Genomic DNA, 25,283 nt, shown 5'->3' with positions numbered 1-25,283 from the left:
GTGTCTGTTCTCTTCTTGGTTTCTAGTTATGGGGAAAGCCGGCAGCTTCATGGCCCGTAGGCCAGTCATGACACTACCGCACAATTGCTGCAGGTTTCTTGCGCATTCTCATACGCGCGCCGGTTTGCGGCGTGCGTGCGCAAGCGTGTTCCGGCGCCAGGGCGCGCCTGGTTGCAGGAATGCTGCTGGATGTGCAGGTGCCCAAGGGGGCGAGCTACTGCCAGTCTTGCTCAGGCCGCACGCCGTTTGTTTTCAAATGAAGTGGCGTGGATGGCGAGAGCGCCGCCGCGTTGCCGGTTGTCTATGCTGGGGCCTATTTCAGGCTCCATACCGATGCCATGTTGGGTAAGCATCGCCCGACGTGGCACAGTCGTGTTCGTCGGGGGTATTTCAGGCCGCCGGTATTTCAAGCCGCCAAGACTATGTAGTGTTTATACTTCGCGTGTCTGGCGGCCAACAAAGAATATTAATCGAAGTTGGCCGATTTTGCAAGCTTTTTGTGCAAGCGCTTCAATGCGCCGAGGAATGGGCCTGGCGCTGCGCCTCGATGATCAGCCCTTCCAGCCGCGGCGACATGCGCAGCGCCACCTGTGCGCCGACCTGGCCGTCCGGCCCGGTCGCGGTTTCCAGCGCCAGCCCGATGCTTTCGTTGTCGAAGGCCTCGGGAGCCGCCTTGATTTCCACGTAGCGCGCGAGCAGTGCATCGACCGCCTTCTGCGCATCGGCCAGGGCCTCTCCGGACAGCTGCCCGTGGCCCAGGTATTGGTTGACCACGCGCGCGAGGTCGTCCATGAAAAACAGCAGCGCGGCCGCGCCGCGGCAGTCGGGATGGGCGAAGCCCCAGGCGTTTTGAGTCATATGGCAAGTCTGCGTTACGGGCGGCCCGTCCGGGCCGAAAACGCCATTTTAGAGGAGCCCGGCTTGCGGCATACTGCGAGGCCTATGATCAGACTCGCACGACCTTCCGACCTGGCCGGCCTGGCCGCCATAGAACATTCCGCCGGCCAGCGCTTTTTGGGCACCGCCATGGCCTGGGCCGCCGACGACGATCCGGTGCCGCTGGCCGAGCTGGAGCAGGCCTGCGCCGCCGGCCTGCTGTGGATCGCCGAAGGGCAGGACGGCCAGCCCGCCGGATTCGCGCTGACGCGGCCCATGGACCGCGATCTCTACCTGGCCGAAATGGCCGTGGCGCTGCCCAGCCAGGGCCGCGGGCTGGGCAGGGCGCTGCTGCAGGCGGTGCGCGCCCATGCGTGCGCCGCCGGCTATCGCTCGGTGCTGCTGACCACCGACCGCGAGCTGTCCTGGAACGCGCCTTTCTATCGCCGCAACGGTTTTTCCGAGCTGGCGCCCGGGCAATTGCCCGCGCCGCTCGCGGCGCGCCTGCGGCTGGAAGCGCAGGCCGGCTTCGATCCGGCGCGGCGCTGCGCGATGGCCTGCCCGGCGGCGGCATGATGCTTGCGGGCCGCCCTGTGTCAACACGCTTCGATGGCAACAAAATCCGCCTGCCGGCGGCGCCGGCCCGGCGCTTCGGGATAATCTGGCGGGGAGCGGCGGCCCTGTGGCCGGGCCGCTCCGCCACCGCACAACCGCATGCAAGGAGGATGCGCATGGCATGGCTGCGAGCTTGCCTGCTGGGACTGGCGACGGCATCGCTGCTGCCGCTCGCGGCCTGCGTCAACAAAGAGCCGCAGGAACGTGCGGCGTTCATCCAACTGCTGCAATCCCGCATCGACAGCGCCGCGCTGCTGCCGCTGCCCGTGCTCAGCGAACCGGAGCAGGAGGCGGTGGGCGACTACGCCGACGCCTATGAGGTGATGGGCGAATTCCAGCAGGCCATGGCCCGCGCCGCCGCGCCCATGCGCGACGTGCTGGCGCTGGAAACCCTGCGCTCGGTGGGCGAGATCGTCGAGCGCAGGCCGCGCTTCGAGGCCGCGCGCAAGACGCTGGCCGAGCAGGCCGCCAAGCTGGGGCAGGCGCGGGCCGAGGCCGACAAGGCGCGCGCGGCCCTGGCGCTGCCGCCCGATCTCGCGCCCATCTACGACGGCGTCTACGACGAAGCGGTCAGCGCCCCGGCCGCCGAGCTGATCGAGGCGGCGTCGAAGATGGACGCGGTCGCGCGCGACGCGCTGGGCGTGGCCGACTTCGTGGCCGCGCACGAGGACGAATTCCAGTTCGTGGACGGCCAGACCCTGGTCACGGCGCCGACCCTGCAGCAGGAGCTGAACCTGCGCCTGCAGGGACTGAACGCGCAGTCCGAGGGCCTGGAGCGGGCCCGCGCCACCCTGGCGCAGGCGGCGGGCCTGGCGCGCGGAGAGCGCTGAAACAGGCGCTTTGTACAATGCGGGTCTCGCGGCGCTTGCCGTGCCTGGGACGGAACATGAGTCAATCTTCCAGCGTGCACTACCGAACCTTTCTGCTCCTGCTGGTAGCGGTTTCCATCGCGTTCGGGTGGTTGTTGTGGCCTTTCTACGGGGCCGTTTTCTGGGGCACCATCCTCGCCATCATTTTTGCTCCCCTGCAGCGCCGCCTGGTGCCGCGCATCGGAGGCCGGCGCAACCTCGCCGCGCTGATCACGCTGTTGCTGGTGCTGCTGCTGGTGATCCTGCCGCTGGTCGTCATCAGCGGATCGCTGGTGCGCGAAGGCGCGAATCTCTATCAAAGCATCAAGTCGGGGCAGATCAATTTCGGCGCCTACTTCCAGCAGGCCATGGCGGCGCTGCCGCCGTCGGTGCACGATTTGCTGGCGCGCTTCGACCTGGCCGACATTCCGAGCCTGCAGGAAAAACTGAGCGCCGGCGCGATGCAGGCCAGCCAGTTCCTGGCCACGCAGGCGCTGAGCATCGGACAGGACACGTTCCAGTTCGTGATCAGCTTCGGCATCATGCTGTACCTGCTGTTCTTCCTGCTGCGCGACGGCCCGCAGCTCTCGGCGCGGCTCAAGCGCGCCATGCCGCTGAGCGACACGCACAAGCAGCACCTGTTCCGCAAGTTCACCACCGTCGTGCGCGCCACCGTCAAGGGCAACGTCGCGGTGGCGGCCGCGCAGGGAGCGCTGGGCGGCATCATCTTCTCGATCCTGTCGATCCAGGGCGCGCTGCTCTGGGGCGTCATCATGGGATTTCTGTCGCTGCTGCCGGCGGTGGGCGCCGGCCTGATCTGGGCACCGGTGGCGCTGTACTTCCTGCTGACCGGCGCCACGCTCAAGGGCGTCGCGCTGATCCTGTTCGGCGTGCTGGTCATCGGCATGGTGGACAACGTGCTGCGTCCCATCCTGGTGGGCAAGGACACCAAGATGCCGGACTACGTGGTGCTGATCTCCACGCTGGGCGGCATGGCCTTGTTCGGCTTGAACGGCTTCGTGATCGGCCCGCTGATCGCGGCCCTGTTCATGGCCAGCTGGGACCTGTTCGCGCCCTTGCCCGAGAGCGCGCCCGGCATCGCCGACCAACGCCCGCCCGCCAGGAAATAGGCGCGCGGTGTATGGTGTAGTGGCGCCCGGCCTCCAGGGGGGCGGGCATTTCGTGTGGACTTCGCCTATCAGGAGCGTGTTGCATATGGAATGGAAACTGCATCGGTCCGGCTGGATCGAAGAGCGCAACTTCGATATTGAATTCGCCGAGGTGCCGGAGGGCTTTCGCACCCGCGTGCGCGTCTTCGGCTTTCCCACGCTGGAAGACACCAAGCACGTGTTTCCCAACGAGGCGCTGGCGGAAAAGGGCGCCTTGACCCTGCTCAAGAGCCAGTTCGCCGGCACACCCGACCTGGAAGAGCCGTAGCGCCGGGCGGTTGCCTCCCGTGGTCCGGCGAGCGCTTTCGGGGTAAATTGGGGACACGAAAGTTTTAGCCACACTATCGCCGCGTATTTTGTTGCGAATTGTGTGGCAGCTGGCGGATCCCTCGGGAGGCGCATGAGTGCAATGGTGTCGGTGCAATCGCAGCAGCGCAAGCCGCGCCGCTACTCCATGCGGACCGGCTTGCTGGCGCTGGTCGTGGCCTGTATTTCGCCGGCGCTGATCGTGGCGTCGATCGCCGTCTACGAAAGCTACGTCATCCAGAAAGAACGGATTTTCCGCGACACCATATTCCTGGCGCGCAATCTCACCGCCATTCTCGACCGTGAATTGACCGGCGTCGAAGCCGGGCTGCGCATGCTGGCGTCGTCCCCCGACGCGGTGGCGGGCAATCTGCAGGGCCTCTACGAGCGCGCCCGCGAAGCGGTGGGCTTCCATATCGCCGAACACTACGTGCTGTCGGACCGCGACGGCCGCCAGCTCATCAACACCCTGGTGCCTTACGGCGAGGCGCTGCCCACGTCCAGTACCTCCCCGGAACTGGCGCGCGTGTTCCAGACCGGCGCGCCGGTGCTCACGGGACTGTTCACCGGCGGCGTCAGCCGCGCTCCGTCCATCGCGCTGGGCGCGCCGGTGATGCGCGGCGGGCAGGTGGTCTACACCCTGAGCGCGGGCATTCCACCCGAGCGCATCGGCCAGGTGCTGAGCCGGCGCGCCTTGCCGGACGGCTGGATCGCGGTGGTGCTGGACGGCTCGGGCACCATCGTCGCGCGCACGCGCGACTCGGCCAGGCTCGTCGGCCAGAAGGCCGTGCCCACGCTGACCCGCGCCGCCCTGCAGGAAAGCGAGGGCTCGCTGGAAACGGTCACGAGAGAGGGCGTGCCCGTCTATACGGCCTTCAGCCGCTCGTCGCTGTCGGGCTGGACCGTCGCCGCCGGCGCGCCCATGTCCCTGGTCACGACCGACCTGTACCGTTCCATCGCCTGGATCGCCCTGGGCACCCTGGCCGCCTTCGGCCTGGGCCTGTGGCTGGCGTTGCGGCTGGCCAACCGGCTGACCTCTTCGGTGCAGGGCCTGGTCGCGCCGGCGCTGGCGCTGGGCACCGGCCGCGCGGTGGAGCTGCCGGGCACGCGCGTCAAGGAAGTGGCGGAGGTGGGCGGCGCCATGCTGCAGGCCTCGCGCATGCTGGCGCACGCGCAGCGCCTGGCGCACTACGATCCGCTGACCGGCCTGTGCAACCGGGTCCTGTTCAGCGAACTGGTGCAGCGCGAACTGGCGGTGGCGCAGCGCAGCGGCGACTCCTTCGCCATCCTGGCGATCGACCTGGATGGCTTCAAGGCCGTCAACGACATGCACGGCCACGCCGCCGGCGACGAGGTCCTGCGGGACGTGGCCGAGCGCATGGTCGAGGCGGTGCGGGTCTCGGACGTGGCGGCCCGCCTTGGCGGCGACGAATTCGCGGTGCTGCTGCTGGGGGTCACCGGGGACAACGCGCGGCTGGTCGCCGAAGCGCTGGTTGAGCGCCTGTCGCAGCCTTACCCGGACATCCAGCCGACCGTGTCGGCCAGCGTGGGCGTGGCCATGTTCCCGCAGTCCGGCATGGAGCTGCAGCAGCTCATGGAGCGCGCCGACGTGGCGCTCTACAAGGCCAAGGGGCTGGGCAAGCGGCGGGTGGTGCTGGATGGCTGACGCCAACCGGGCGTTGCCCGCCCGGCGTTTTCGCTACACTGCGCGGTTCGACGCCGCGCGCGACGCGGCGCACCATCGGAAGCGGAAATGCAATTCACCATCGGCCGGAACATGGCCACGACTTCGGGTTTGCTGGCGGTGCTGCTGTGGGGCACGGTCGTCGGCCTGATCCGCAGCGTCAGCGAAAACTTCGGCCCCGTCGGCGGGGCGGCGCTGATCTATACGGCGGGCTCCATTTTCCTGGTGCTTTTGCTGGGCTTTCCCAGGCTGCGCGCGTTCCCCCGTTCCTATCTCATCGTCGGCAGCCTGCTCTTCGTCGCCTACGAGATCTGCCTTTCGCTCTCGCTGGGCTACGCCGCCGACCGCGCGCAGGCGATCGAACTGGGCATCGTCAACTACCTGTGGCCCTGCTTCACGGTGGTGCTGGCCATGCTCATCAACGGCCAGCGCGCCAGCGCCTGGGTGGCGCCCGGCATCCTGCTGTCGCTGGGCGGCATTGTCTGGGTCGTCGGCGGCTCGGGCGGGCTGTCCTGGGAACGCACCGTGGCCAACGTCTCCAGCAATCCCCTGAGCTACGGGCTGGCGTTCAGCGGCGCCGTCATCTGGGCCTTGTATTGCAACGTGACGCGCCGCTACGCCGACGGTAAGAACGGCGTCGCGCTGTTTTTCATGCTGACCGCGGCGGCCCTGTGGACCAAATACCTGCTGGGCGCGGAGCCCGCGCTGGCGTTCACCTGGCCCGCCACGCTGGAGCTTGGCGTGACCGGCGGGGCCATGGCGGCCGGCTACGCGCTGTGGAACGTGGGCATACTCAAGGGCAACCTGACCTTGCTCGCCACCGCCTCGTATTTCACGCCGGTGTTCTCCACCTTTTTCGCCGCCGTGTGGCTGTCGACGCGCCTGGGCGCGCCGTTCTGGCAAGGGGTGGCCATGGTCACCGCCGGGTCGCTGATCTGCTGGGCGGCGACGCGCAACAGGCCGGCCCGGGGCGTGTAGCCCCAGGCCGGGCCGTCATGTCGAAGAAGAATCGCTCGGTCAGAGCACGGATTGCGCGACCGCGTATCCCAGCGGGATCAGCAGCAGCGAAGCGAACAGGGAACTGACGATCGCCGCCGATATTTTCAGCAAGGGCTCGGGCCCTGCGGTTTGAATCGTTTGAATCACCAACGCGACGATACCCATAACCATCAAACAGCTGATAACCACTGCTACGTGAGTCATGTTGTCTCCGTCCTCGCCTGATTAAAGGGATTCGGCGCCGCTGAGCGGTCTAGATGTTTGTATTGATTGTGCGCCTGTATTCGGGCGGCGGGCCCTAGGGTTTTCCTGACGGCGCGCGCGGTTTGTGGCGTATTAGCCGCGCACCCTGCAGCATGAAATCCATGTGCGCATGCAGCATTCGGGACGGCCTTCAAAGCGGCGATGCGCCGCCGGTTTGCGCTACGATGACGGCATCGAATCCCATCAAGAGGCCGCCACATGCCGCAGAAATTGCGTCCGGGCACGCGCGCCACATTGCAGGTCAGGCAACTGATGCCGGGCGAATTCGCCTGGATCATCACCTTGTTCGACCCGGAAAGCGGCAATGTGCGCAGCACCAATTATTCCGAAAAGCGCTACGGCAGCCAGGACGAGGCGTCGGCGGCGGGCAAGGCCGCGGTGGTGGAATTCCTGGGCAGCGATCCGCAAACCCCCGAGCCGGGCAAGGACGGCCGCTCCAGGTCCTGAACCGGCCCGCCTCATTCTTCTTCTTTTCCAAGCCCTCGCCAGAGGGCTTTTTGCTGCCCGCGCGGGCACGCGGATTGCTGGAGGGCGCGTGCGCACCCTGCGCCGATCGAGGAGATTCCGCCATGTCCCAGTCCATGCATAGAGAACCCGGCCAGCCCGACGATCTGCCGCCGGACGATCCCACGATACCCGGCAGCCTGCCGCCCGATGGCTCCGTGCCGCCGCCCGACGACCCCGGCGAGGAAGTCCCGCCGGACCCGCGCCGGCCCGACCCCAGCGACCCGCGCACGATAGACCTGGCCTGAGCGCCGCATCCCGCGCTATGCGCAATCCAAGCAAGGAGGCTTACTCATGCGATCGATCCTGTTGTGGCTGCTGGGCGTGCCCATCCCCATCATCATCCTGCTCGCGCTTTTCTGGCATTGACCTACGCCGCAGCCTACCCGCAATGAACGAGGAATAGTCCATGGAAAACGCATCGATGTTGAACCAACCCTATACCGGCGGCGCGCTGCCACGGGAATCCGCGGCCTCCGCGGTCTCGTGGGCGGCCGTGTTCGCCGGCGCGGTCATCGCGGCCGCGCTGTCGCTGGCCCTGTTCGCCGGCGGCGCCGGCCTGGGCTTTCTCTCGGTTTCCCCATGGGGAGACGAGGGCCTCTCGGCGCCCGCGGCCGGCATCGGCGTCATCGCCTGGATGCTGTTCACGCAGATCGTCGCCTACGGCATCGCCGGCTATGTCACCGGCCGCTTGCGCACTAAATGGGCCGACGTGCACACCGATGAGATCTACTTCCGCGACACCGCGCACGGCTTTCTGGTGTGGGCGCTGAGCGCCGTCGTCAGCGCCGCGCTGGTGGGAGCCTCCATCGTCTCGCTGGCCACGGGCGTGGCCAAGACCGGCGCCTCGATGGCGGGCGCCGGCGCCACGGTCGCCGCGTCCGCGGCGGGCGGCGCCGCGGCATCGGGCGCGGGCTCGGGCGGCATGGCGCAGACCGGCGATTACCTGGCCGACCTGCTGCTGCGCGCCGAACGGCCCGACGCCACAGGCGACCGCGCCAGCGCGCGCGCCGAAGTCGGGCGCATCGTGGCCGTCAGCCTGGCGCGCGGCGACATAACGCCGGCGGACCGCGACTACGTGGCGAAAGTGGTGGCGGCGCAGGCCGGCATCGAGCCGGACGCGGCGCAGCGCCGCGTCGAACAGGCGATCCAGGATGCCCGTAAAACGGCCGACGAAGCCAAGCAGAAGGCCAAGGAGGCCGCGGACGCCGCGCGCAAGGCGGCCGCCGCATTGGCGCTGTGGGGCTTCGCCTCGATGCTGATCGGCGCTTTCGTGGCAAGCCTGGCGGCGACCTGGGGCGGACGGCGCCGGGACCTGCCTTAGTCTGGTTTTTCTCGCCGCTCAAACAGCGTATGCCGCGGGCCGGGCAGGCCCGTGGCCGCCAATTTCGGCCCGATGTGCATTTCGCCGCGAGATGGTAGAAATCGGATTCGTATCCGCAAGCGCAGGCGAAGGGGGGATTGGTTGAGAAAGCCGAGAATCACGCTGCTACTGCTTATCGTCGCGCTGGGGGTGCTGACGGCGATGATCGCGTTCGTCAACGCCCTGGCCGCGGCCCAGATCGTTCAGAAGGAGCAATTGATCGCCCGGTCCCTGGAGGCCAACCGGGCGTATGCCGCCAAGCTCGCCGCCACCGTGGACCTGTACATCGGGTCCGTGCAGCGGCAGCTGGAGGTCAGCGCCAGCCGTCTGCCGGCGCTGCTGTCCTCGCCCCAAGCCCTGGCCGCCGAGGCCGCCAGGGTCGCCCGGCAGTCCGACGGCGTGGTCGCGGCTTTCGTCGCCGACCGCGACAACAGAGTCATCGCATTCGAATCGCTGGCGCCCGAACTCACCCAGAAGCCGGCGATGCTGAGCCGCGTCGAAATCGACCAGCGCGAAGTCGCCGGCCATGTCTCGGCCGTCTATTTGTCCGCCGACGGCTTTCCGATAGTCCTATTTTCACAACCGATTCGCGACGCCGCCGGCAGCTATCTGGGCCTGCTCGGCGCGGTGATCTTCCTGCAGCAGGACAACGAACTCGACCGCCTGGTCAGCGTCCATTTCCACCACGACGGTTCCAACGTCTATGTGGTCGATTCCGGCGGCAAGGTCCTGGTGCACCAGGACAAGTCCCGGATTGGAACGAACGAAAGCGGCAACGTGGTGGTCGATGCGCTCGGGCGGGGCGAGGCCGGCGCGGTGGCCGTCACCGGCACGCGCGGCAAGCGTTACTTCGCCGGCTACGCGCCCATGCGCAGCGGCAAGTGGGGCGTGGTGGTGCAGACCCCGGAAGCGGTCACGCTGGAACCGCAGCGCGACCTGCTGCGCCGCGCGCTGCTGTATTCCGTGCCGGCCGCGGCGCTGACGCTGCTGCTGATCTACGTGCTGGCCCGCGGCATCGCGCACCCGCTGTCCCAATTGGCCCAGGCCATGCGGCGCGACGACGGCGGCAGGGACGAAAAGCCCTTGCGCGGCCTGCGGCCGTGGTACTACGAGGCGCAGCAGCTGCGCGAAGCCGTATGCGTGACGCTGGCGCAGCACCGGCGCCGGATCACCCAGCTCAACACCGAAACGCACACCGATCCCATGACCCGCCTCATGAATCGGCGCGGCATGGAAGGCGCGATCGAACGGCTGATGGCCTCGCATCAGCCGTTCTCGGTGCTGGCCCTGGACATCGACCGCTTCAAGCGCGTCAACGACACCTACGGCCATGCCGCCGGCGACAAGGTGCTGATGACGCTGGCCGACCTGCTGCGCGCCGTTATCCGCGCGGGCGACCTGCCGTGCCGCATCGGCGGCGAGGAATTCCTGGTGCTGATGCCGGCAGGCAACCCCCGGGTCGCGCAACTGGTGGCCGCACGCATCCGCGCAGCCGTCGCCAACACCCATATGCCTGACGGCGTGGGCTGCATCACCATCTCCATCGGCGTGGCCCGCTGGCCCCACGACAACGAAGACGTCTGTGAAGTCGTGAAATCCGCCGACCAGGCGCTGTACGCGGCCAAGAAAGCGGGGGGCGACAGGGTGGTGGTGTATCCGTTCTAGCGAAAACAATGGCCCGTAGTTGCGGGTGCTCTTGAGCCGGAGGTGCCGGTATGACCATCGCGATCTTTTCCAGCAGCGAATTCAGGCTGCATGTGGCGCGTGCGAAGAAGGCGGCCGGTATCGGCCCTGTATTCATCACAGATCACGGCAAGCCGACACATGTGCTGTTGAGCATCGAGGAATACCGTCGGCTGACGAAACCGCGGCGCAACATTGCTGATGCCCTGGCTATGCCGGGCGTCGAGGATTGCGAGTGTTCGTCATAGCCCAGGAGGTGTGCTGTGGAACAAGGTGCCGTTTTTCAAAGCAACCGTAGTCAGGCCATAAGACTGCCCAGGGCCGTCGCGTTTCCTGAGGGCGTGAAACTGGTTGATGTCGTGGTGCATGGTCGGACCAGGATCATTACACCAGTGGGCGAATCGTGGGATGGCTGGTTCGATAGCGAGGGGGTGACCCCCGATTTCATGGCGCAGCGTGAGCAACCGGCAGACCAGGAGCGCGAGGCCGAGGAGCGGGCAAGAGCCACGTGAAAGCTTCAAGCGACAAATGCGCATCAACAAAAAAAGCGCCCACTTAGGTGGGCGCTTTTTGAATTCTTTGGTGGCGCATCCCTGATTCGAACAGGGGACCTGCGGATTATGATTCCGTCGCTCTAACCGGCTGAGCTAATGCGCCACGTCTTCGTTAATTACTAGTAGCGATCAACGAAGAACGAAATTCTAGCACAGAATTTTTTCCATGCGCAAGCAGTCGGCCATCATTTTTTCAGGCGTCTCGCGCCAGGCGGATGCCGGAGAACTGCCAGCGGGCGTCGGGCGGGAAGAAGTTGCGGTAGCTCGGGCGGATGTGGTCCCTGGGGGTGGCGCAGGAGCCGCCGCGCAGCACGTACTGGCTGCACATGAATTTGCCGTTGTATTCGCCGACGGCGCCGGCGTCGGGGCGGAAGCCGGGGTAGGCGTCGTAGGCGCTACAGGTCCACTCCCAGGCGTCGCCGAAGAGCTGCACCGGCCCGCCCGAACCGTTGCGGGCGGGGGCGGGGCGCGGGTCGAGGTGGCCGTTTTCCAGCATGTTGGCGCGGCCCGACAGGGCGCCCTCGGGCAACTGGCGGGCGGCGTGTTCCCATTCGGCTTCGCGCGGCAGGCGCACGCGGGCCCAACGGGCGTAGGCGTCGGCCTCGAAGTAGCTGACGTGCGTGACCGGGGCCTGCAGTTCCAGCTCCTGCATGCCGCGCAGCGTGAACAGGCGCCAGCCGTCGCGCTGCCGTTCCCAGTAGAGCGGCGCCTGCCAGCCTTGTGCGCAGACCTGGTCCCAGCCCAGGGACAGCCACAGCTCGGGCCGCTTGTAGCCGCCGTCCTGGATGAAAGCCAGGTATTCGTGCTGGGTCACGAGGCGGTCGGCGAGGTGGAAGGGGGGCAGCAGCACGTCGTGCGCCGGGCCTTCGTTGTCGAAGCCGAAGCCGCGTCCGTCGTGGCCGATGCGCGTGATGCCGCCGGCGTAGCGGGTCCAGCCGGCGGGCGTGGCCGGGGGCAGGGCGGTCGCGCCGGGCGCCACGTAGGCCGGGCGCAGCGGATTGGCCGAGAGCATGTGCTTCAGGTCGGTGAGGATCAGTTCCTGGTGCTGCTGCTCATGGTTCAGGCCCAGTTCCAGCAGGGCGTCGAACTCCGCGTCGTTGCCGCCCAGGCGCGAGATCAGTTCGTGCATGGCGCCGTCCACGTGCTGGCGGTATTGCTGCACTTCGCCCAGCGAGGGGCGCGACAGCAGGCCGCGCTGCGGGCGCGGATGCTTGGCGCCGATGGCGTTGTAGTAGGAATTGAAGAGCATGCGGTACTGCGGGTGGAATACCGCGTAGGACGGGTGAAAGCGGCCCAGCAGAAAGGTCTCGAAGAACCAGGTGGTGTGCGCGAGGTGCCATTTGACGGGGCTGCAGTCCGGCATGGACTGGACCTGGCAATCCTCCGGGCTGAGCGGCGCGGCGAGGGCCGCCGTCGTCAGGCGCACCGCGTCGTAGCGGTCATGCTGGCCGGCCTGGCCGGCCGCGTACGGTCCGGTGGCGGGGTGGGTCAGCAGGCACGCGGGTTCCATGGCGATCCTCCAGTGGCGTTTAGTGTCTTGCCCGGCATCAGGCGCGGGCGCTGAAAACCGAAAACCAGCCGCGGGAATCCGACCAGTGCGCGACGTCGCGATAGCCGGCGCTGCCGAGCAGGGCGGCAAAGGACTGCGGGGTGAATTTGTAGGAGTTCTCGGTGTGGATGCGTTCGCCAGCGCCGAATTCGCGCTGGCCGCCGGGCCAGGCGACCCGCACGGCGCGCAGCGCCTCCAGGTGCATCTCGATGCGCGAGCGCGCGCTGTCGAAGCGCGCCACATGGCGCCAGTCGGCCACGTCGAAATCGGCGTCCAGCAGGCGGTTCACGTGCCGCAGCAGGTTCAGGTTGAAGGCCGCGGTCAGGTGCAGCGCGTCGTCGTAGGCGGGCTCGAGCACCTGCGCCGGCTTGACGCGGTCCACGCCGACCAGCAGGCCGCCGCCTTCGCACTGGCCGCGGATACGCCGCAGCATGGCGAGCGCGTCTTCGGGGCTGAGGTTGCCGATGCTGGAGCCGGGATAGAAGAACAGCCGCTGGGCAGCGGGGATGTCGGCCGGCAGCGCCAGCGCGTGGGTGTAGTCCTGCCCCAGCGCGGTGATCTGCAGTTCGGGATACGAGAGCCGCAGCCGCCGCACCGCCGATTGCAGGTAGTCGGCGGAGATGTCGATGGGCACGTAATGGCGCGGGCGCAGGCTGGCGAACAGGCGCTCCGCCTTGACGCAGTCGCCCGCGCCCAGGTCTATCATGGCTTGCACCGGGCCGACATGGCGGGCGATGGCTGCGCCGTGGCGCTGGAAGATCTCCGCCTCGCAGCGCGTGGGGTAGTACTCCGGCAGCTGGGTGATGGCGGTGAACAGCGCCGAGCCGAGCGCGTCGTACAGGAACTTGGGATCGACGTGAGCCGGCTGGTCCAGCAGCCCGTCGCGCAATTCGACCTGCTCCGGACTGGGCTGCTGCGGGTGCCGGTCGATGAATTCGGTGGCGGCGGGGGCGAACAGGGTGGAGGGAGAAACCATGCGTTCAGTTCCTTTTTGAGAGCTTGAAGCGCATTGCAAAGGTCTATTGTCGTGGGGATGGGGGTCGGGGTGTCAAGCCTAAGCCGCTGAATGCAATGGACTTTTACCAAATCGAAGCCGGGACCGTGAGCCGGCCTGCGGCGGCTGAAATATCGAATTACGGCTGGTTGCCAAAGCTCGGGCGCCGCGCCCCGGCGGGCGTCACAATAGGCACCATGGCCTGACGCAGCCCGCCGCGGTGGGCGCAGGCAGGCCCGACTCCCTTCAAATAATCACAAGGAGCGACCATGAACCGAAAGCACCAACGCGCCGAAATGGCTTTGCACCGCGAACGGGTGAGCGACAGCTTCCATGAACTGCTGGCGGGCACCGAAGACCTGCTGCGTTCGACGGCTTCGTATACGGGCTCCGAGATCGAGGCGGCGCGGGCGCGCCTGCGCCGCCAGCTGGCCGATGCGCGCGAATCCGCCGGCCAGTGGGAGGGCGCGGCGCGCGAACGCGCGCGGCAGGCCTCCGTCTATGCCGACGAGTACGTGCACGAGCACGCCTGGAAATCGGTGGGCGTGGCCGCGCTGGTCGGCGCCTTGCTGGGCTGCCTGCTGGCGAGCGGCCGGCGCTAGTCCCGTTTCTCCATCATGAGGCCGTCTGCGGCCTGCGCCCGGCCGTGGGCGCGCGCCCTGGCGCTGGCCTGCGCCATGCTGCTGGCCGGCTGCGCCAGCGTGCCGGATTCCGCCGAGCGCGAGGCGCGCGCCGCGCAGGCCAGCCAGTCGGCCGACGCGGCGCTCGACAGCTATCGCCGCAGCCAGGGCATCAGCGCCGACCCGCGCACGCCCAAGGACGATTTCCTGGCGCGCCACCTCGCCGTCGAACAGGCGGTCAGCGGCGCGCCGCTGGTGCCGGGCAATCGTGTCCGGCTGCTGGCCGACGGGCCCAGCACCTATCGGGCCATGCTGCAATCCATCGGCCAGGCGCGCCGCTACGTGCACATGGAGACCTACATCTTCGATGACGACACCGAGGGTTCGCGCTTCGCCGATGCGCTGATCGCGGCGCGCGCGCGCGGCGCCGAGGTGTCGCTGATGGTCGATGCGATCGGGACGATCAAGACGCCCGACGCGCTGTTCGACCGCCTGCGCGATGCGGGCGTGCAGGTGGCGGTCTTCAATCCGGTCAATCCGGCGCTGGCGCGCGCCGGCTGGTCGCCGAACCAGCGCAATCACCGCAAGGTGCTGGTGGTCGACGGCAAGGTGGGCTATCTGGGCGGGCTGAACGTCAGCAGCGTGTACGAGTCCTCGCCGGGGTCGAGTTCGGGATCGGGCAAGTCCGACGCCGCCGCGGCCGGCGACGCGCGGACCGCGCCCTGGCGCGACACGCATCTGCGCATCGAGGGGCCGGCGGTGGCCGAGCTGGAGGCCGTCATCCGGACCGGCTGGGAGTCGCAGACCAAGGAACCGCTGAAAGGCGGCGACGCCTACGTCGCGCCGGCCGCGGGCGACACCAGCGTGCGGATACTGGCCAACCAGCCGGACCGCAGCGATGGCTACACGGTGTACCTGACGCTGATGTCGGCGTTCGAAAGCGCGCAGAAATACATACACATCACGATGGCGTACTTCGTGCCGGACCCGGCCTTCATCGACGTGCTGACGGCGGCCGCGCGGCGCGGGGTCGACGTGGTGCTGGTGCTGCCGGGCTTCAGCGATTCGTCACTGGTGTTCCATGCCGGGCGCTCGCATTACGCCGACCTGCTGGAGGCCGGCGTCAAGCTCTATGAACGGCGCGACGCCTTGCTGCACGCCAAGACCGCGGTGGTCGACGGGGTCTGGTCCACCGTGGGGTCCAGCAATATGGACTGGCGCAGTTTCGCGCTGAACTACGAAATCAACGCGGTGGTGCTGGGGCCTGACTTCGCCGGCGAAATGGAGGCGCTGTTCCAGCGCGACGTCGCCGATTCGGTGCGCATCACGCCCGAGGCCTGGCAGGCCCGGGGCGTGAAAGACCGTTCCATGGAGTTTTTCTCGCGCATGTTCGAGCGCTGGCTCTAGCGGCTCAGGCGCGGCCGGGGGCCGGCGCCGCCTGCATCGCGCGCGCCAGTTCCAGGGCCGTGGGGATGTCGTGGGTCGGCTGGAACGAATGGGCCTGCGCCATGGCCCAGCCGGCGCGAAACACCTGGTGGCGGAATTCGCCGCGCAGCAGCTCGCCCGGGGTCAGCTCGGGAAACAGCGCCGACAGCAGCCGGATCTCGCTGGACGAAATGCGCCGCGCGATGTGGTGGGGGCGCAGCTGGCCCGGATGCGTCAGGCCGGCCGCGGCCAGCAGCTCCGCCAGCGCATGCAGCGTGTTGCGATGGAAGTTGGCCACGCGCTGCGCCTTGTCGGGCACCACTAGCGCGCGCTGGCGCAGCGGGTCCTGGGTGGTGACGCCGGTGGGGCATTTGCCGGTATGGCAGGCCTGGGCCTGGATGCAGCCGACGGCGAACATGAAGCCGCGCGCGGCGTTGCACCAGTCGGCGCCCATCGCCATGACGCGCGCCATGTCGAAGGCGGTGATGATCTTGCCCGAGGCGCCCAGCTTGATGCGGTCGCGCAGGTTCACGCCGATCAGGGTGTTGTGCACCAGGCGCAGCGCTTCGCGCAGCGGCGTGCCGACATGGTCCACGAATTCGACGGGCGCCGCGCCGGTGCCGCCTTCGGCGCCGTCGACCACGATGAAGTCGGGCGTGATGCCGGTCTCCAGCATGGCCTTGACGATGGCGAACCATTCCCAGGGATGGCCCACGCAGAACTTGAAGCCCACCGGCTTGCCGCCGGACAGCTCGCGCAGGCGCGCCACGAATTTCATCAGGCCGATGGGCGAGTCGAAGGCCGAGTGGGTGGCCGGCGAATTGCAGTCCTGCCACGGCGCCACGCCGCGGGCCTCGGCGATCTCGGGCGTGACCTTGCCCGCCGGCAGGATGCCGCCGTGGCCGGGCTTGGCGCCCTGCGACAGCTTGATCTCGATCATCTTGACCTGCGGCGTACAGGCGTTCTTGACGAAGGCTTCTTCCGAGAACGCGCCCTGCGCGTCGCGGCAGCCGAAGTAGCCCGAGCCGATGTTCCACACCAGGCTGCCGCCGGGCTGGCGGTGGTAGCGGCTGATGCCGCCTTCGCCGGTGTCGTGCGCGAAGTCGCCCTGGCGCGCGCCTTCGTTCAGCGCCAGCACGGCGTTGGCCGACAGCGCGCCGAAGCTCATGGCCGAGATGTTGAACACCGACATGGAATAGGGCTGCTTGCATTCCGGGCCGCCCACGGTGACGCGGAAGTCGGTGTCGTCGATGCGCGAGGGCGACATGGAATGGTTGATCCATTCGTACTGGTCGCCGTAGACGTCCTGCTGGGTGCCGAAGGGACGCTTGTCGATCTCGCGCTTGGCGCGCTGGTAGACGATGGAGCGCTGCGCCCGCGAGAACGGCGCGGCCTGGGTGTCGTCTTCGAGGAAGTACTGGCGGATTTCCGGCCGGATGAATTCGAACAGGAAGCGCAGATTGCCCAGCACCGGATAGTTGCGCCGGATGGCGTGGCGGGTCTGGATCAGGTCATAGACGCCGAGCGCGCCCAGCAGCGCCAGCGGCACGGCGATCCACAGCCACCAGGCCGAGCTCGCGTAGGCCAGCGCGGCGGTGACCGCCGCGCCCGCCAGGGTCAACAGAAAAGCCGTGTAGCGGCCGAAAATCCAGCTCATGTCCATCTCCGTATTTCGGGATGGAGCAACCATACACCAGCCTCGGCGCCCCTAGCGGGCGAAAACCGGAATACTGTTTCTCAGCAGCTGGATGCCGACGGCGTCTTTTCCACGGCCAGGCCGAAGGCCGGGCGCAGCCGCACGCCCAGGGCGCTGCCGGCGAAGGCGGCGGGCAGCCACAGCCAGGCGTGCAGGCTGCCCGACAGGATGCCGCTGAAGTAGGCGCCGATGTTGCAGCCGAAGGCCAGGCGCGCGCCGTAGCCCAGCAGCAGGCCGCCGATCACCGCGCCGGCCAGCGAACGGGCCGGCACCTTCCAGACGGGCGCGAACTTGCCGGCGGCGCTGGCCGCGGCCAGCGCGCCCAGCATCAGGCCGATGTCCATGACCGTGGTGACGTCCTGGCGCAGCGGCGCGCCCAGCGACGGCTGCTTGGCCCAGTAGGCCCAGGTGGCCACGTCGCCGCCGGCGGCGTCCAGGGCCTTGGCGCCCCACAGCGCGAAGGCCGAGGTGATGCCCCAGGGGCGGCCGGCCAGCGCCAGCGTGGCGAAGTTCAGCGCCACCAGGGCCACGCCGCCCCAGATCAGCGGCCACGGCCCCTGCAGCAGCGAGCCCGGACGGGCGGTGCGCGCGGCGAAGGAAATGACGTGGCCGTGGCGGCGCTTTTCCAGCGCCGTGACGGCCCAGGCGATCAGCGCGAACACGGCCAGGTTGGCCAGGAGCGCCGGGGCCAGCCCCCAGGTCTTGATCAGCGAGGTGGGCGCCAGCGCGGGCAGATTGGACCACCAGCCGAAGTGGGCGGTCGCGATGACCGAACCGACGATGAAGAACAGCAGCGTGACCAGCATGCGGGTATTGCCGCCGCCGACGGCGAACAGCGTGCCCGAGGCGCAGCCGCCGCCCAGCTGCATGCCGATGCCGAACAGGAAAGCGCCCAGCACCACCGACACGCCCGGCGGCGAGACGAAGCCGCTGACCGGCTGGCCGAACAGCGAACCCGCGGCCAGGAACGGGAAGAACAGCAGCACGCCCGCGGCCAGCATCAGCATCTGCGCGCGCAGCCCGGCGCCGCGGCGGTCCGAGACGAAGACGCGCCAGGCCTGGGTGAAACCGAAGGAGGCGTGGTACAGGGTCACGCCCAGCAGGGCGCCGACGATCCACAGCGCGCCCTGGCGCCAGCTCACGGTCTGGTTCAGGTACAGGGCGCCGGCCAGCACCAGCAGCAGGGCGATCCACAGCGGCTTGCGGTTGATGCGGATCGGCGGCAGGGCCGCTGGGGGCAGGGGTAGGGTCGAGGCGTTGCTGCTCATGGGCGAGTCCCGGGATAAACGTAGAAATGCAAACGGGCGCGTGGACGCACCCGTGAGATGGTTGAAAGTCTAAGGGGGCGCATTAATATCTCAAATCATCAATTAATGCGTTCCAAATAACTAAAAATAATAAAGCGGGCGGGGCCTATTGCAGCCGCCAGACCAGCGCGGCCAGCGTCAGCAGCAGCACCGGCACGGTCAGCACGATGCCGACGCGGAAGTAATAGCCCCAGGTGATGCGCAGGCCCTTGCGCGCCAGCACGTGCAGCCATAGCAGCGTCGCCAGGCTGCCGATGGGCGTGATCTTGGGGCCCAGGTCGCTGCCGATGATGTTGGCGTAGATCATGGCGTCGCGCACCGGGCCGGTGGCGCTGGTGTCGGCGATCGACAGCGCGCCCACCAGCACCGTGGGCAGGTTGTTCATGATGGACGACAGAAAGGCCGTGATGAGGCCGGTGCCCAGCGCCGCGCCCCACAGGCCATGCTGGGCGCAGCGCTCCAGCACCTGCGCCAGGTAGTCGGTCAGGCCGGCGTTGCGCAGCCCGTAGACCACCAGGTACATGCCCAGCGAAAAGACCACGATGTGCCAGGGCGCTTCGCGCATGATGCGCCGCGTGCCCACGATATGCTGGCGGCCCGCGATCAGCAGCAGTCCCAGCGCGCCCGCGGCGGCGATGGCGCTGACCGGGATGCCCATGGGCTCCAGCACGAAAAAGCCCGTCAGCAGCAGCCCCAGCACCACCCAGCCGGCGCGGAACGTGGTCAGGTCGCGGATGGCGCTGGCAGGCGCCGGCAGCTGGGCCACGTCGTAACGCGGCGGAATGCTTTTGCGGAAGTACAGCAGCAGCACGGCCAGGGTCGAGGCCACCGCCATCAGGTTGACCGGCAGCATCACCGAGGCGTACTGGCCGAAGCCGATGCCGAAGAAATCGGCCGACACGATATTGACCAGGTTGGACACGATCAGCGCGATGCTGCCGGTGTCGGCGATGAAGCCCGCGGCCATCACGAAGGCCAGCGAGGCGCCGGGGCCGAAGCCCAGCGCCAGCAGCATTTCCATGACGATGGGGGTGAGGATCAGGGCCGCGCCGTCGTTGGCGAACAGCGCCGAGACGGCCGCGCCGAGCAGCACGATGAGCACGAACAGCAGCCGGCCGCGGCCGCCGCCCCAGCGCGCCACGTGCAGTGCCGACCATTCGAAGAAGCCGGCCTCGTCCAGGATCAGGCTGGTGACGATGATGGCGATGAAGGTCGCGGTGGCGTTCCAGACGATGCGCCAGACTTCGCCGATGTCGGCGAACTGGACCACGCCGGTGGCCAGCGCCAGCGCCGCGCCCAGCAATGCGCTCCAGCCGATGGACAGGCCCCGGGGCTGCCAGATGACGAGCGTGATGGTGAGGATGAAGATCGCGGCGGCGGCAAGCATCGAAGGGTCGGACGTCACAGTAAGGGATGGGCGCTGATCCAGGCGACCAGCAGGCTGACGGTCAGCACCGAGGCGACGGTGCTGACCAGGATGGCGCGCGAGGTCACGCGCGCGTCGCGGCCGTACATGGCGGCCAGCATGAAAGGGCCGGTGCCGATGGGCAGGGCGCTCATCAGCACGGCGGTCCAGGCCCACATGGGCGGCATGGTGAACACGTAGAACGCCAGCAGCGCGGTCACGGCGGGCTGCAGCAGCAGCTTGCCGCAGACCAGGCGCAGCACGCCGGGGCCGGAACTGGCGGTCTCGGTCTGCGCCAGGAACAGGCCTATTGTGACCAGCGCGCAGGGGCTGGCCGAGGCGCCCAGCAGCGCGACGTAGCGGTCCAGGCCTTCGGGCAGCGGCTGGCCGGTATAGGCCCAGGCCAGGCCCAGCATCGGCGCGGCCAGCAGCGGGTTGCGCATCAGCGCGCGCCCGACCTTCAGCAGCGTGGCGCCTATGCCGGGAGCCTGCTGGCGGTCGAACTCGATCAGCGCGATGGCGAAGCCGAACAGCACGCTGGCGGTGAGCAGCGTGGTGAAGGTGGCGGGCGCCAGGCTCTCGGCGCCGAACAGCGCCAGGCATAGCGGTATGCCCATGTAGCCGGCGTTGGCGTAGGAGGCGGCCAGGCCCTGGATGCTGCGGTCGGTCAGCGCGGGCTGGCTGCGGCGCGCGCCCAGGAACGAAGCGAGGAAGGTGACGGCGATGCCGCCGGCGAAGGCGGCGGCGAAATCCCAGTGCGCGGCCTGGGCCAGGTTCACCTGCGTCATGGCGCGAAACAGCAGCGCCGGCAGCGACAGGTAGACGACGTAGCGGTTCAGCGCGTCGGTGGCGGCCGGACCCAGGATGCGCCAGCGGGCGGCCAGCCAGCCGGTCAGGATCAGGGCGAAAACCGGCAGGGCGGCGGTAATGACGGCGTTCATGAGCAGGCTAGCGGGAGGGCGCTCATTCTAGCGCGGACCCGCCTTGCGGGCGCGCGTCACCAGCAGGATGCCCAGCGCGGCCAGGGCCATGCCGGGCCAGGCCAGCGCCGGGATGGCTTCGTCCAGCACCGCCAGCGCGATGAGCGCGGTGCACGGCGGGACCAGGAAGAACAGCGCCGACACGCGCGAGGCCTCGCCATGCCGGATCATGGTCAGCAGCAGGGTGATGGCCACCAGCGAATTGCACAGCACCAGATAGACCAGCGAGGCCCACAGCGCGCCGGTCCACTCGATGCGCATCGGCTCCAGCCAGAAGGCCAGCGGCGCGGTCACGGCCAGGCCGACCGCGTACTGCACCATATTCGAGACGGCCGGATGGGTCTCGGCGCCGTAGCGTTTTTCATACAGCGTGCCGCCGGTGATGGACAGCAGGGCGCCGATGGCGAACAGCAGGCCCAGCGGCGAGAGCACGTCGACCGAGGCCTTGGCCACGATCACCAGCGCTGCGCCCGACACGCCCAGGCCCAGGCCGGCCCAGCGCCGCGCGTCGACGCGCTCGTGCGCGATGGCCGGGGCCAGCAGGCCGATCAGGATGGGCTGCAGCGAAGCGATCAGCGCCAGCCCGCCGGCCGACATGCCTTGCTTGAGCGACAGGTAGGTGAAGCAGAAATAGCCCGCCTGCAGCAGCAGGCCGACCATCGCCAGATGGCCCCAGGCCGCCGCCGCGCGCGGCAGCGGCGGGCGCGCGAACAGCAGGAAGGGGGCCAGGATCAGCACCACGCAGGCGTAGCGCAGCGCCAGGAACGTCATGGGATCGGCGTAGGCCAGCCCGACCTTGAGCACGACGAAGCCGCTGGACCACAGGAGCAGGAAAAGCGCGGGCGCGGCTTTCAGCCAGGCGGGGGGAGCGGCAGGCGGCATGTCGGGGCGCGGAGGCGGGAGCAAGCTGCGATCGTACCCCTTTTGGGGAATCTTCATCCCTGAGAGAATCGGCGTAGGATTCTTTTATTCATAGGCAGCACGCGAGGGATGGACATGTCGACCAATAAAAAAGCTACGGTGCGCATTGCGCTGGGAACCTGGGACCGCTTGCGCGAGGACGCTTATTCTGTGCGCCACGAGGTTTTCGTGGTCGAACAGAAAGTGCCGCCCGAAGTCGAAATGGACGACGACGACGCGGTCTCGGTGCATGCCGTGGCCTACGGGCCGGACGGCACGCCGATGGGCACCGGGCGGCTGTTGCCCGACGGCCATATCGGCCGCATGGCGGTCCACAAGCGGGCCCGCGGCATGGGTGTGGGCGGCCAGTTGCTCGACGCCCTGATCGAACAGGGCCACGGCGACGGCCACCGCATGCTGGTGCTGCACGCGCAGACGCATGCCGCCGGCTTCTACGAAGCGCACGGGTTCCGCATCGAAGGCGAGGAGTTCGTCGAGGCCGGCATTCCGCACGTCGTCATGACGCGCACGTTGAAGTAGGGCGGCCCGGCGGCTCCGTCGGAGCCGCCGAATATCGAAGGGGCAAAGAAGAAGACAAGCAAATAAAAAACCCCGGACGCTTACGCGTTCGGGGTTTTTTTGGCGCATCACGCAGGTACCTCGTGATGTAATAATTGGTGCCCAGGAGAGGACTCGAACCTCCACACCTTGCGGCACATGGACCTGAACCATGCGCGTCTACCAATTCCGCCACCTGGGCGCTGTCGCTTCACATTTCACTTCGCTCTCGCGTTGTTTCGTGTTCAGCAGCAGAGAAAAGAATTATGCATGTTTTTTTAGAAGTGTGCAAGTCGTGCCGGCTTTTTTTCACTTTTTCGTGGAATTTTTTTGGCGCGTTGGGCGGCTGCAACTTTAGATATAGTGTCGCCCCATGCCACGCCCACTTTGCACGCGCTGCCTGCGCCCCTTGTCGCACTGCCTGTGCGCGCTGATTCCCTCGCTTGAATGCCGCACGCGCCTGGTGGTGCTGCAGCATCCGAGCGAGGCGCGCCATGCATTGAACACGGCGCGGCTGGCCGTNCCTTGCGGGCGCGCGTCACCAGCAGGATGCCCAGCGCGGCCAGGGCCATGCCGGGCCAGGCCAGCGCCGGGATGGCTTCGTCCAGCACCGCCAGCGCGATGAGCGCGGTGCACGGCGGGACCAGGAAGAACAGCGCCGACACGCGCGAGGCCTCGCCATGCCGGATCATGGTCAGCAGCAGGGTGATGGCCACCAGCGAATTGCACAGCACCAGATAGACCAGCGAGGCCCACAGCGCGCCGGTCCACTCGATGCGCATCGGCTCCAGCCAGAAGGCCAGCGGCGCGGTCACGGCCAGGCCGACCGCGTACTGCACCATATTCGAGACGGCCGGATGGGTCTCGGCGCCGTAGCGTTTTTCATACAGCGTGCCGCCGGTGATGGACAGCAGGGCGCCGATGGCGAACAGCAGGCCCAGCGGCGAGAGCACGTCGACCGAGGCCTTGGCCACGATCACCAGCGCTGCGCCCGACACGCCCAGGCCCAGGCCGGCCCAGCGCCGCGCGTCGACGCGCTCGTGCGCGATGGCCGGGGCCAGCAGGCCGATCAGGATGGGCTGCAGCGAAGCGATCAGCGCCAGCCCGCCGGCCGACATGCCTTGCTTGAGCGACAGGTAGGTGAAGCAGAAATAGCCCGCCTGCAGCAGCAGGCCGACCATCGCCAGATGGCCCCAGGCCGCCGCCGCGCGCGGCAGCGGCGGGCGCGCGAACAGCAGGAAGGGGGCCAGGATCAGCACCACGCAGGCGTAGCGCAGCGCCAGGAACGTCATGGGATCGGCGTAGGCCAGCCCGACCTTGAGCACGACGAAGCCGCTGGACCACAGGAGCAGGAAAAGCGCGGGCGCGGCTTTCAGCCAGGCGGGGGGAGCGGCAGGCGGCATGTCGGGGCGCGGAGGCGGGAGCAAGCTGCGATCGTACCCCTTTTGGGGAATCTTCATCCCTGAGAGAATCGGCGTAGGATTCTTTTATTCATAGGCAGCACGCGAGGGATGGACATGTCGACCAATAAAAAAGCTACGGTGCGCATTGCGCTGGGAACCTGGGACCGCTTGCGCGAGGACGCTTATTCTGTGCGCCACGAGGTTTTCGTGGTCGAACAGAAAGTGCCGCCCGAAGTCGAAATGGACGACGACGACGCGGTCTCGGTGCATGCCGTGGCCTACGGGCCGGACGGCACGCCGATGGGCACCGGGCGGCTGTTGCCCGACGGCCATATCGGCCGCATGGCGGTCCACAAGCGGGCCCGCGGCATGGGTGTGGGCGGCCAGTTGCTCGACGCCCTGATCGAACAGGGCCACGGCGACGGCCACCGCATGCTGGTGCTGCACGCGCAGACGCATGCCGCCGGCTTCTACGAAGCGCACGGGTTCCGCATCGAAGGCGAGGAGTTCGTCGAGGCCGGCATTCCGCACGTCGTCATGACGCGCACGTTGAAGTAGGGCGGCCCGGCGGCTCCGTCGGAGCCGCCGAATATCGAAGGGGCAAAGAAGAAGACAAGCAAATAAAAAACCCCGGACGCTTACGCGTTCGGGGTTTTTTTGGCGCATCACGCAGGTACCTCGTGATGTAATAATTGGTGCCCAGGAGAGGACTCGAACCTCCACACCTTGCGGCACATGGACCTGAACCATGCGCGTCTACCAATTCCGCCACCTGGGCGCTGTCGCTTCACATTTCACTTCGCTCTCGCGTTGTTTCGTGTTCAGCAGCAGAGAAAAGAATTATGCATGTTTTTTTAGAAGTGTGCAAGTCGTGCCGGCTTTTTTTCACTTTTTCGTGGAATTTTTTTGGCGCGTTGGGCGGCTGCAACTTTAGATATAGTGTCGCCCCATGCCACGCCCACTTTGCACGCGCTGCCTGCGCCCCTTGTCGCACTGCCTGTGCGCGCTGATTCCCTCGCTTGAATGCCGCACGCGCCTGGTGGTGCTGCAGCATCCGAGCGAGGCGCGCCATGCATTGAACACGGCGCGGCTGGCCGTGCTCGGCTTGGCCGGCGCGCGCCGCGTGGTGGGCGAATATTTCTCGGAACAGGACTGGACGCAGCCCGGCTACGCGCCGCGCCTGCTGTTTCCGGGCGAGGGCGCCGAGGTGCTGACGCCGGGCTACGGCCGCGAGCTGGGCATGCCCGTACAGTTGATCGTGCCCGACGGCACCTGGGGCCATGCGCGCAAGCTGCTGCACATCAATCCGCGGCTGGCGGCGCTGCCGCGCGTGATGCTGCCCGCCGGGCTGTCGACGCGCTATCGCGTGCGCCATGCCGACATGCCGGGCGCGCTGTCCACCATCGAGGCCGTGACCCATGCCTTGAACGCCATCGAGGCGCCGCGCAATTTCGACGCCTTGCTGCGGCCGTTCGAAGCCTTGATCGACGGGCAGATCGCCGGCATGGGCGCCGACCTCTACGCGAAGCATCACCTGAACCGAAAAGTGCCCTGGCGCTGAGGGCGGGATGGCGGGGCAGG

Annotated in this window: 26 protein-coding genes, 3 tRNA genes and 2 pseudogenes; 18 read left to right on the top strand and 13 right to left on the bottom strand. The window is 67.8% G+C overall.

The annotated features are described in order from the left end of the window. Positions 1–510: 510 nt before the first annotated feature. Positions 511–858 (bottom strand): hypothetical protein, encoded by a 348-nt coding sequence (locus C1I89_RS22615; RefSeq protein ID WP_102774714.1) that lies wholly within the window; start codon positions 856–858, stop codon positions 511–513. 84 nt (positions 859–942) lie between these two features. On the opposite strand from C1I89_RS22615, the gene C1I89_RS22610 reads away from it, so the two are divergent. From C1I89_RS22610 to yddG, 6 genes are all read left to right on the top strand, one after another. Further along, complete coding sequence (locus tag C1I89_RS22610) at positions 943–1,452, top strand: GNAT family N-acetyltransferase (protein WP_102774713.1); 510 nt, start codon at positions 943–945, stop codon at positions 1,450–1,452. Positions 1,453–1,607: 155 nt separating this feature from the next. Beyond that, positions 1,608–2,321: a DUF3053 family protein gene (locus C1I89_RS22605; RefSeq protein ID WP_102774945.1), complete on the top strand. Its 714-nt coding sequence runs from the start codon at positions 1,608–1,610 to the stop codon at positions 2,319–2,321. A 56-nt stretch (positions 2,322–2,377) separates the two neighbouring features. Continuing rightward, entirely contained in the window at positions 2,378–3,469 is a 1,092-nt protein-coding gene (locus tag C1I89_RS22600; RefSeq protein WP_102774712.1) for an AI-2E family transporter, read from the top strand. An 85-nt stretch (positions 3,470–3,554) separates the two neighbouring features. Beyond that, positions 3,555–3,776 carry a hypothetical protein gene (locus C1I89_RS22595; RefSeq protein ID WP_102774711.1) on the top strand — a complete coding sequence of 74 codons (222 nt, stop codon included), beginning with the start codon at positions 3,555–3,557 and terminating at the stop codon, positions 3,774–3,776. Between the two features lie 141 nt (positions 3,777–3,917). Beyond that, positions 3,918–5,480 (top strand): GGDEF domain-containing protein, encoded by a 1,563-nt coding sequence (locus tag C1I89_RS22590; protein WP_258231517.1) that lies wholly within the window; start codon positions 3,918–3,920, stop codon positions 5,478–5,480. An 87-nt stretch (positions 5,481–5,567) separates the two neighbouring features. Continuing rightward, positions 5,568–6,476 carry an aromatic amino acid DMT transporter YddG gene (gene yddG, locus C1I89_RS22585; RefSeq protein ID WP_102774710.1) on the top strand — a complete coding sequence of 303 codons (909 nt, stop codon included), beginning with the start codon at positions 5,568–5,570 and terminating at the stop codon, positions 6,474–6,476. 39 nt (positions 6,477–6,515) lie between these two features. On the opposite strand, the gene C1I89_RS22580 is transcribed toward yddG, so the two are convergent. Further along, complete coding sequence (locus C1I89_RS22580; RefSeq protein WP_102774709.1) at positions 6,516–6,701, bottom strand: hypothetical protein; 186 nt, start codon at positions 6,699–6,701, stop codon at positions 6,516–6,518. Between the two features lie 258 nt (positions 6,702–6,959). Between C1I89_RS22580 and C1I89_RS22575 the strand changes: the two genes are divergently transcribed. From C1I89_RS22575 to vapB, 6 genes are all read left to right on the top strand, one after another. Further along, positions 6,960–7,208, top strand: coding sequence for a hypothetical protein (locus C1I89_RS22575; RefSeq protein WP_102774708.1), 249 nt, complete (start codon positions 6,960–6,962; stop codon positions 7,206–7,208). A 122-nt stretch (positions 7,209–7,330) separates the two neighbouring features. After that, positions 7,331–7,513 carry a hypothetical protein gene (locus C1I89_RS22570; protein WP_102774707.1) on the top strand — a complete coding sequence of 61 codons (183 nt, stop codon included), beginning with the start codon at positions 7,331–7,333 and terminating at the stop codon, positions 7,511–7,513. Between the two features lie 161 nt (positions 7,514–7,674). After that, positions 7,675–8,589 (top strand): hypothetical protein, encoded by a 915-nt coding sequence (locus C1I89_RS22565; protein WP_102774706.1) that lies wholly within the window; start codon positions 7,675–7,677, stop codon positions 8,587–8,589. Between the two features lie 141 nt (positions 8,590–8,730). Beyond that, positions 8,731–10,293, top strand: coding sequence for a GGDEF domain-containing protein (locus C1I89_RS22560; protein ID WP_258231508.1), 1,563 nt, complete (start codon positions 8,731–8,733; stop codon positions 10,291–10,293). Between the two features lie 50 nt (positions 10,294–10,343). Beyond that, on the top strand, positions 10,344–10,559 hold the full coding sequence (locus C1I89_RS22555; RefSeq protein ID WP_102774705.1) for a type II toxin-antitoxin system Phd/YefM family antitoxin: 216 nt from the start codon (positions 10,344–10,346) through the stop codon (positions 10,557–10,559). A 15-nt stretch (positions 10,560–10,574) separates the two neighbouring features. Beyond that, the gene (gene vapB / locus C1I89_RS22550) at positions 10,575–10,823 is read left to right on the top strand and encodes a type II toxin-antitoxin system VapB family antitoxin (RefSeq protein WP_102774704.1); all 249 of its coding nucleotides are present in this window, start codon (positions 10,575–10,577) and stop codon (positions 10,821–10,823) included. A gap of 68 nt (positions 10,824–10,891) precedes the next feature. Here the strand turns inward: vapB and C1I89_RS22545 are convergent. The 3 genes from C1I89_RS22545 to egtD form a co-directional block, all read right to left on the bottom strand. Next, positions 10,892–10,968: transfer RNA gene (locus C1I89_RS22545), tRNA-Met, on the bottom strand. Positions 10,969–11,058: 90 nt separating this feature from the next. After that, entirely contained in the window at positions 11,059–12,375 is a 1,317-nt protein-coding gene (egtB, locus tag C1I89_RS22540) for an ergothioneine biosynthesis protein EgtB (RefSeq protein ID WP_102774703.1), read from the bottom strand. Between the two features lie 37 nt (positions 12,376–12,412). After that, a complete protein-coding gene (gene egtD / locus C1I89_RS22535) occupies positions 12,413–13,390 on the bottom strand; it encodes an L-histidine N(alpha)-methyltransferase (RefSeq protein WP_102774702.1) in 978 nt (325 codons plus the stop codon). 287 nt (positions 13,391–13,677) lie between these two features. Between egtD and C1I89_RS22530 the strand changes: the two genes are divergently transcribed. Both C1I89_RS22530 and cls read left to right on the top strand, forming a co-directional pair. Next, the gene (locus C1I89_RS22530; protein WP_102774701.1) at positions 13,678–14,010 is read left to right on the top strand and encodes a DUF883 family protein; all 333 of its coding nucleotides are present in this window, start codon (positions 13,678–13,680) and stop codon (positions 14,008–14,010) included. Positions 14,011–14,025: 15 nt separating this feature from the next. Next, positions 14,026–15,435 (top strand): cardiolipin synthase, encoded by a 1,410-nt coding sequence (cls, locus tag C1I89_RS22525; RefSeq protein WP_102774700.1) that lies wholly within the window; start codon positions 14,026–14,028, stop codon positions 15,433–15,435. A 4-nt stretch (positions 15,436–15,439) separates the two neighbouring features. On the opposite strand, the gene C1I89_RS22520 is transcribed toward cls, so the two are convergent. From C1I89_RS22520 to C1I89_RS22500, 5 genes are all read right to left on the bottom strand, one after another. Continuing rightward, positions 15,440–17,110, bottom strand: coding sequence for an FMN-binding glutamate synthase family protein (locus C1I89_RS22520; protein WP_102774699.1), 1,671 nt, complete (start codon positions 17,108–17,110; stop codon positions 15,440–15,442). Positions 17,111–17,190: 80 nt separating this feature from the next. Continuing rightward, entirely contained in the window at positions 17,191–18,417 is a 1,227-nt protein-coding gene (locus C1I89_RS22515; protein ID WP_102774698.1) for a YeeE/YedE family protein, read from the bottom strand. Between the two features lie 145 nt (positions 18,418–18,562). Continuing rightward, complete coding sequence (locus C1I89_RS22510) at positions 18,563–19,843, bottom strand: arsenic transporter (RefSeq protein ID WP_102774697.1); 1,281 nt, start codon at positions 19,841–19,843, stop codon at positions 18,563–18,565. A 14-nt stretch (positions 19,844–19,857) separates the two neighbouring features. Further along, positions 19,858–20,802: an AEC family transporter gene (locus C1I89_RS22505; protein ID WP_102774696.1), complete on the bottom strand. Its 945-nt coding sequence runs from the start codon at positions 20,800–20,802 to the stop codon at positions 19,858–19,860. Between the two features lie 27 nt (positions 20,803–20,829). After that, on the bottom strand, positions 20,830–21,723 hold the full coding sequence (locus C1I89_RS22500) for a DMT family transporter (protein ID WP_102774942.1): 894 nt from the start codon (positions 21,721–21,723) through the stop codon (positions 20,830–20,832). Positions 21,724–21,831: 108 nt separating this feature from the next. On the opposite strand from C1I89_RS22500, the gene C1I89_RS22495 reads away from it, so the two are divergent. Continuing rightward, positions 21,832–22,281: a GNAT family N-acetyltransferase gene (locus C1I89_RS22495; protein ID WP_440130658.1), complete on the top strand. Its 450-nt coding sequence runs from the start codon at positions 21,832–21,834 to the stop codon at positions 22,279–22,281. A 135-nt stretch (positions 22,282–22,416) separates the two neighbouring features. Here C1I89_RS22495 and C1I89_RS22490 read toward each other — a convergent pair. Continuing rightward, positions 22,417–22,501, bottom strand: a tRNA-Leu gene (locus tag C1I89_RS22490). Positions 22,502–22,672: 171 nt separating this feature from the next. Here C1I89_RS22490 and C1I89_RS22485 point away from each other — a divergent pair. Beyond that, positions 22,673–22,819, top strand: a pseudogene (locus C1I89_RS22485) (DTW domain-containing protein); the annotation flags it as partial. A 13-nt stretch (positions 22,820–22,832) separates the two neighbouring features. On the opposite strand, the pseudogene C1I89_RS22480 reads toward C1I89_RS22485, so the two are convergent. Next, positions 22,833–23,702 (bottom strand): annotated as a pseudogene (locus C1I89_RS22480) (DMT family transporter); the annotation flags it as partial. 108 nt (positions 23,703–23,810) lie between these two features. Here C1I89_RS22480 and C1I89_RS22475 point away from each other — a divergent pair. Then, positions 23,811–24,260, top strand: a complete 450-nt coding sequence (locus C1I89_RS22475) for a GNAT family N-acetyltransferase (RefSeq protein WP_440130658.1) — start codon at positions 23,811–23,813, stop codon at positions 24,258–24,260. A gap of 135 nt (positions 24,261–24,395) precedes the next feature. Here C1I89_RS22475 and C1I89_RS22470 read toward each other — a convergent pair. Then, positions 24,396–24,480: transfer RNA gene (locus tag C1I89_RS22470), tRNA-Leu, on the bottom strand. A 171-nt stretch (positions 24,481–24,651) separates the two neighbouring features. Between C1I89_RS22470 and C1I89_RS22465 the strand changes: the two genes are divergently transcribed. After that, positions 24,652–25,263 (top strand): tRNA-uridine aminocarboxypropyltransferase, encoded by a 612-nt coding sequence (locus C1I89_RS22465; RefSeq protein WP_102774695.1) that lies wholly within the window; start codon positions 24,652–24,654, stop codon positions 25,261–25,263. Positions 25,264–25,283: the final 20 nt, after the last annotated feature.

The organism is Achromobacter pulmonis, from assembly GCF_002885955.2.
In the GTDB taxonomy this organism is placed as follows: domain Bacteria; phylum Pseudomonadota; class Gammaproteobacteria; order Burkholderiales; family Burkholderiaceae_B; genus Achromobacter; species Achromobacter pulmonis_A.
The sequence above is the reverse complement of the archived record's forward strand: the minus strand, read 5'-3'. Positions and strand labels throughout refer to the sequence as shown.

Coding starts and splice junctions, on each gene's coding strand:
- C1I89_RS22595 (WP_102774711.1), top strand. CDS start 3,555: ATGGAATGGAAACTGCATCGGTCCGGCTGGATCGAAGAGCGCAACTTC.
- C1I89_RS22505 (WP_102774696.1), bottom strand. CDS start 20,802: ATGAACGCCGTCATTACCGCCGCCCTGCCGGTTTTCGCCCTGATCCTG.
- C1I89_RS22610 (WP_102774713.1), top strand. CDS start 943: ATGATCAGACTCGCACGACCTTCCGACCTGGCCGGCCTGGCCGCCATA.
- C1I89_RS22515 (WP_102774698.1), bottom strand. CDS start 18,417: ATGAGCAGCAACGCCTCGACCCTACCCCTGCCCCCAGCGGCCCTGCCG.
- C1I89_RS22555 (WP_102774705.1), top strand. CDS start 10,344: ATGACCATCGCGATCTTTTCCAGCAGCGAATTCAGGCTGCATGTGGCG.
- egtD (WP_102774702.1), bottom strand. CDS start 13,390: ATGGTTTCTCCCTCCACCCTGTTCGCCCCCGCCGCCACCGAATTCATC.
- C1I89_RS22605 (WP_102774945.1), top strand. CDS start 1,608: ATGGCATGGCTGCGAGCTTGCCTGCTGGGACTGGCGACGGCATCGCTG.
- C1I89_RS22615 (WP_102774714.1), bottom strand. CDS start 858: ATGACTCAAAACGCCTGGGGCTTCGCCCATCCCGACTGCCGCGGCGCG.
- C1I89_RS22530 (WP_102774701.1), top strand. CDS start 13,678: ATGAACCGAAAGCACCAACGCGCCGAAATGGCTTTGCACCGCGAACGG.
- C1I89_RS22475 (WP_440130658.1), top strand. CDS start 23,811: ATGGACATGTCGACCAATAAAAAAGCTACGGTGCGCATTGCGCTGGGA.
- yddG (WP_102774710.1), top strand. CDS start 5,568: ATGCAATTCACCATCGGCCGGAACATGGCCACGACTTCGGGTTTGCTG.
- C1I89_RS22600 (WP_102774712.1), top strand. CDS start 2,378: ATGAGTCAATCTTCCAGCGTGCACTACCGAACCTTTCTGCTCCTGCTG.
- C1I89_RS22495 (WP_440130658.1), top strand. CDS start 21,832: ATGGACATGTCGACCAATAAAAAAGCTACGGTGCGCATTGCGCTGGGA.
- C1I89_RS22590 (WP_258231517.1), top strand. CDS start 3,918: ATGGTGTCGGTGCAATCGCAGCAGCGCAAGCCGCGCCGCTACTCCATG.
- C1I89_RS22580 (WP_102774709.1), bottom strand. CDS start 6,701: ATGACTCACGTAGCAGTGGTTATCAGCTGTTTGATGGTTATGGGTATC.
- C1I89_RS22520 (WP_102774699.1), bottom strand. CDS start 17,110: ATGAGCTGGATTTTCGGCCGCTACACGGCTTTTCTGTTGACCCTGGCG.
- C1I89_RS22500 (WP_102774942.1), bottom strand. CDS start 21,723: ATGCCGCCTGCCGCTCCCCCCGCCTGGCTGAAAGCCGCGCCCGCGCTT.
- C1I89_RS22510 (WP_102774697.1), bottom strand. CDS start 19,843: ATGCTTGCCGCCGCCGCGATCTTCATCCTCACCATCACGCTCGTCATC.
- egtB (WP_102774703.1), bottom strand. CDS start 12,375: ATGGAACCCGCGTGCCTGCTGACCCACCCCGCCACCGGACCGTACGCG.
- C1I89_RS22570 (WP_102774707.1), top strand. CDS start 7,331: ATGTCCCAGTCCATGCATAGAGAACCCGGCCAGCCCGACGATCTGCCG.
- cls (WP_102774700.1), top strand. CDS start 14,026: ATGAGGCCGTCTGCGGCCTGCGCCCGGCCGTGGGCGCGCGCCCTGGCG.
- C1I89_RS22465 (WP_102774695.1), top strand. CDS start 24,652: ATGCCACGCCCACTTTGCACGCGCTGCCTGCGCCCCTTGTCGCACTGC.
- C1I89_RS22575 (WP_102774708.1), top strand. CDS start 6,960: ATGCCGCAGAAATTGCGTCCGGGCACGCGCGCCACATTGCAGGTCAGG.
- C1I89_RS22565 (WP_102774706.1), top strand. CDS start 7,675: ATGGAAAACGCATCGATGTTGAACCAACCCTATACCGGCGGCGCGCTG.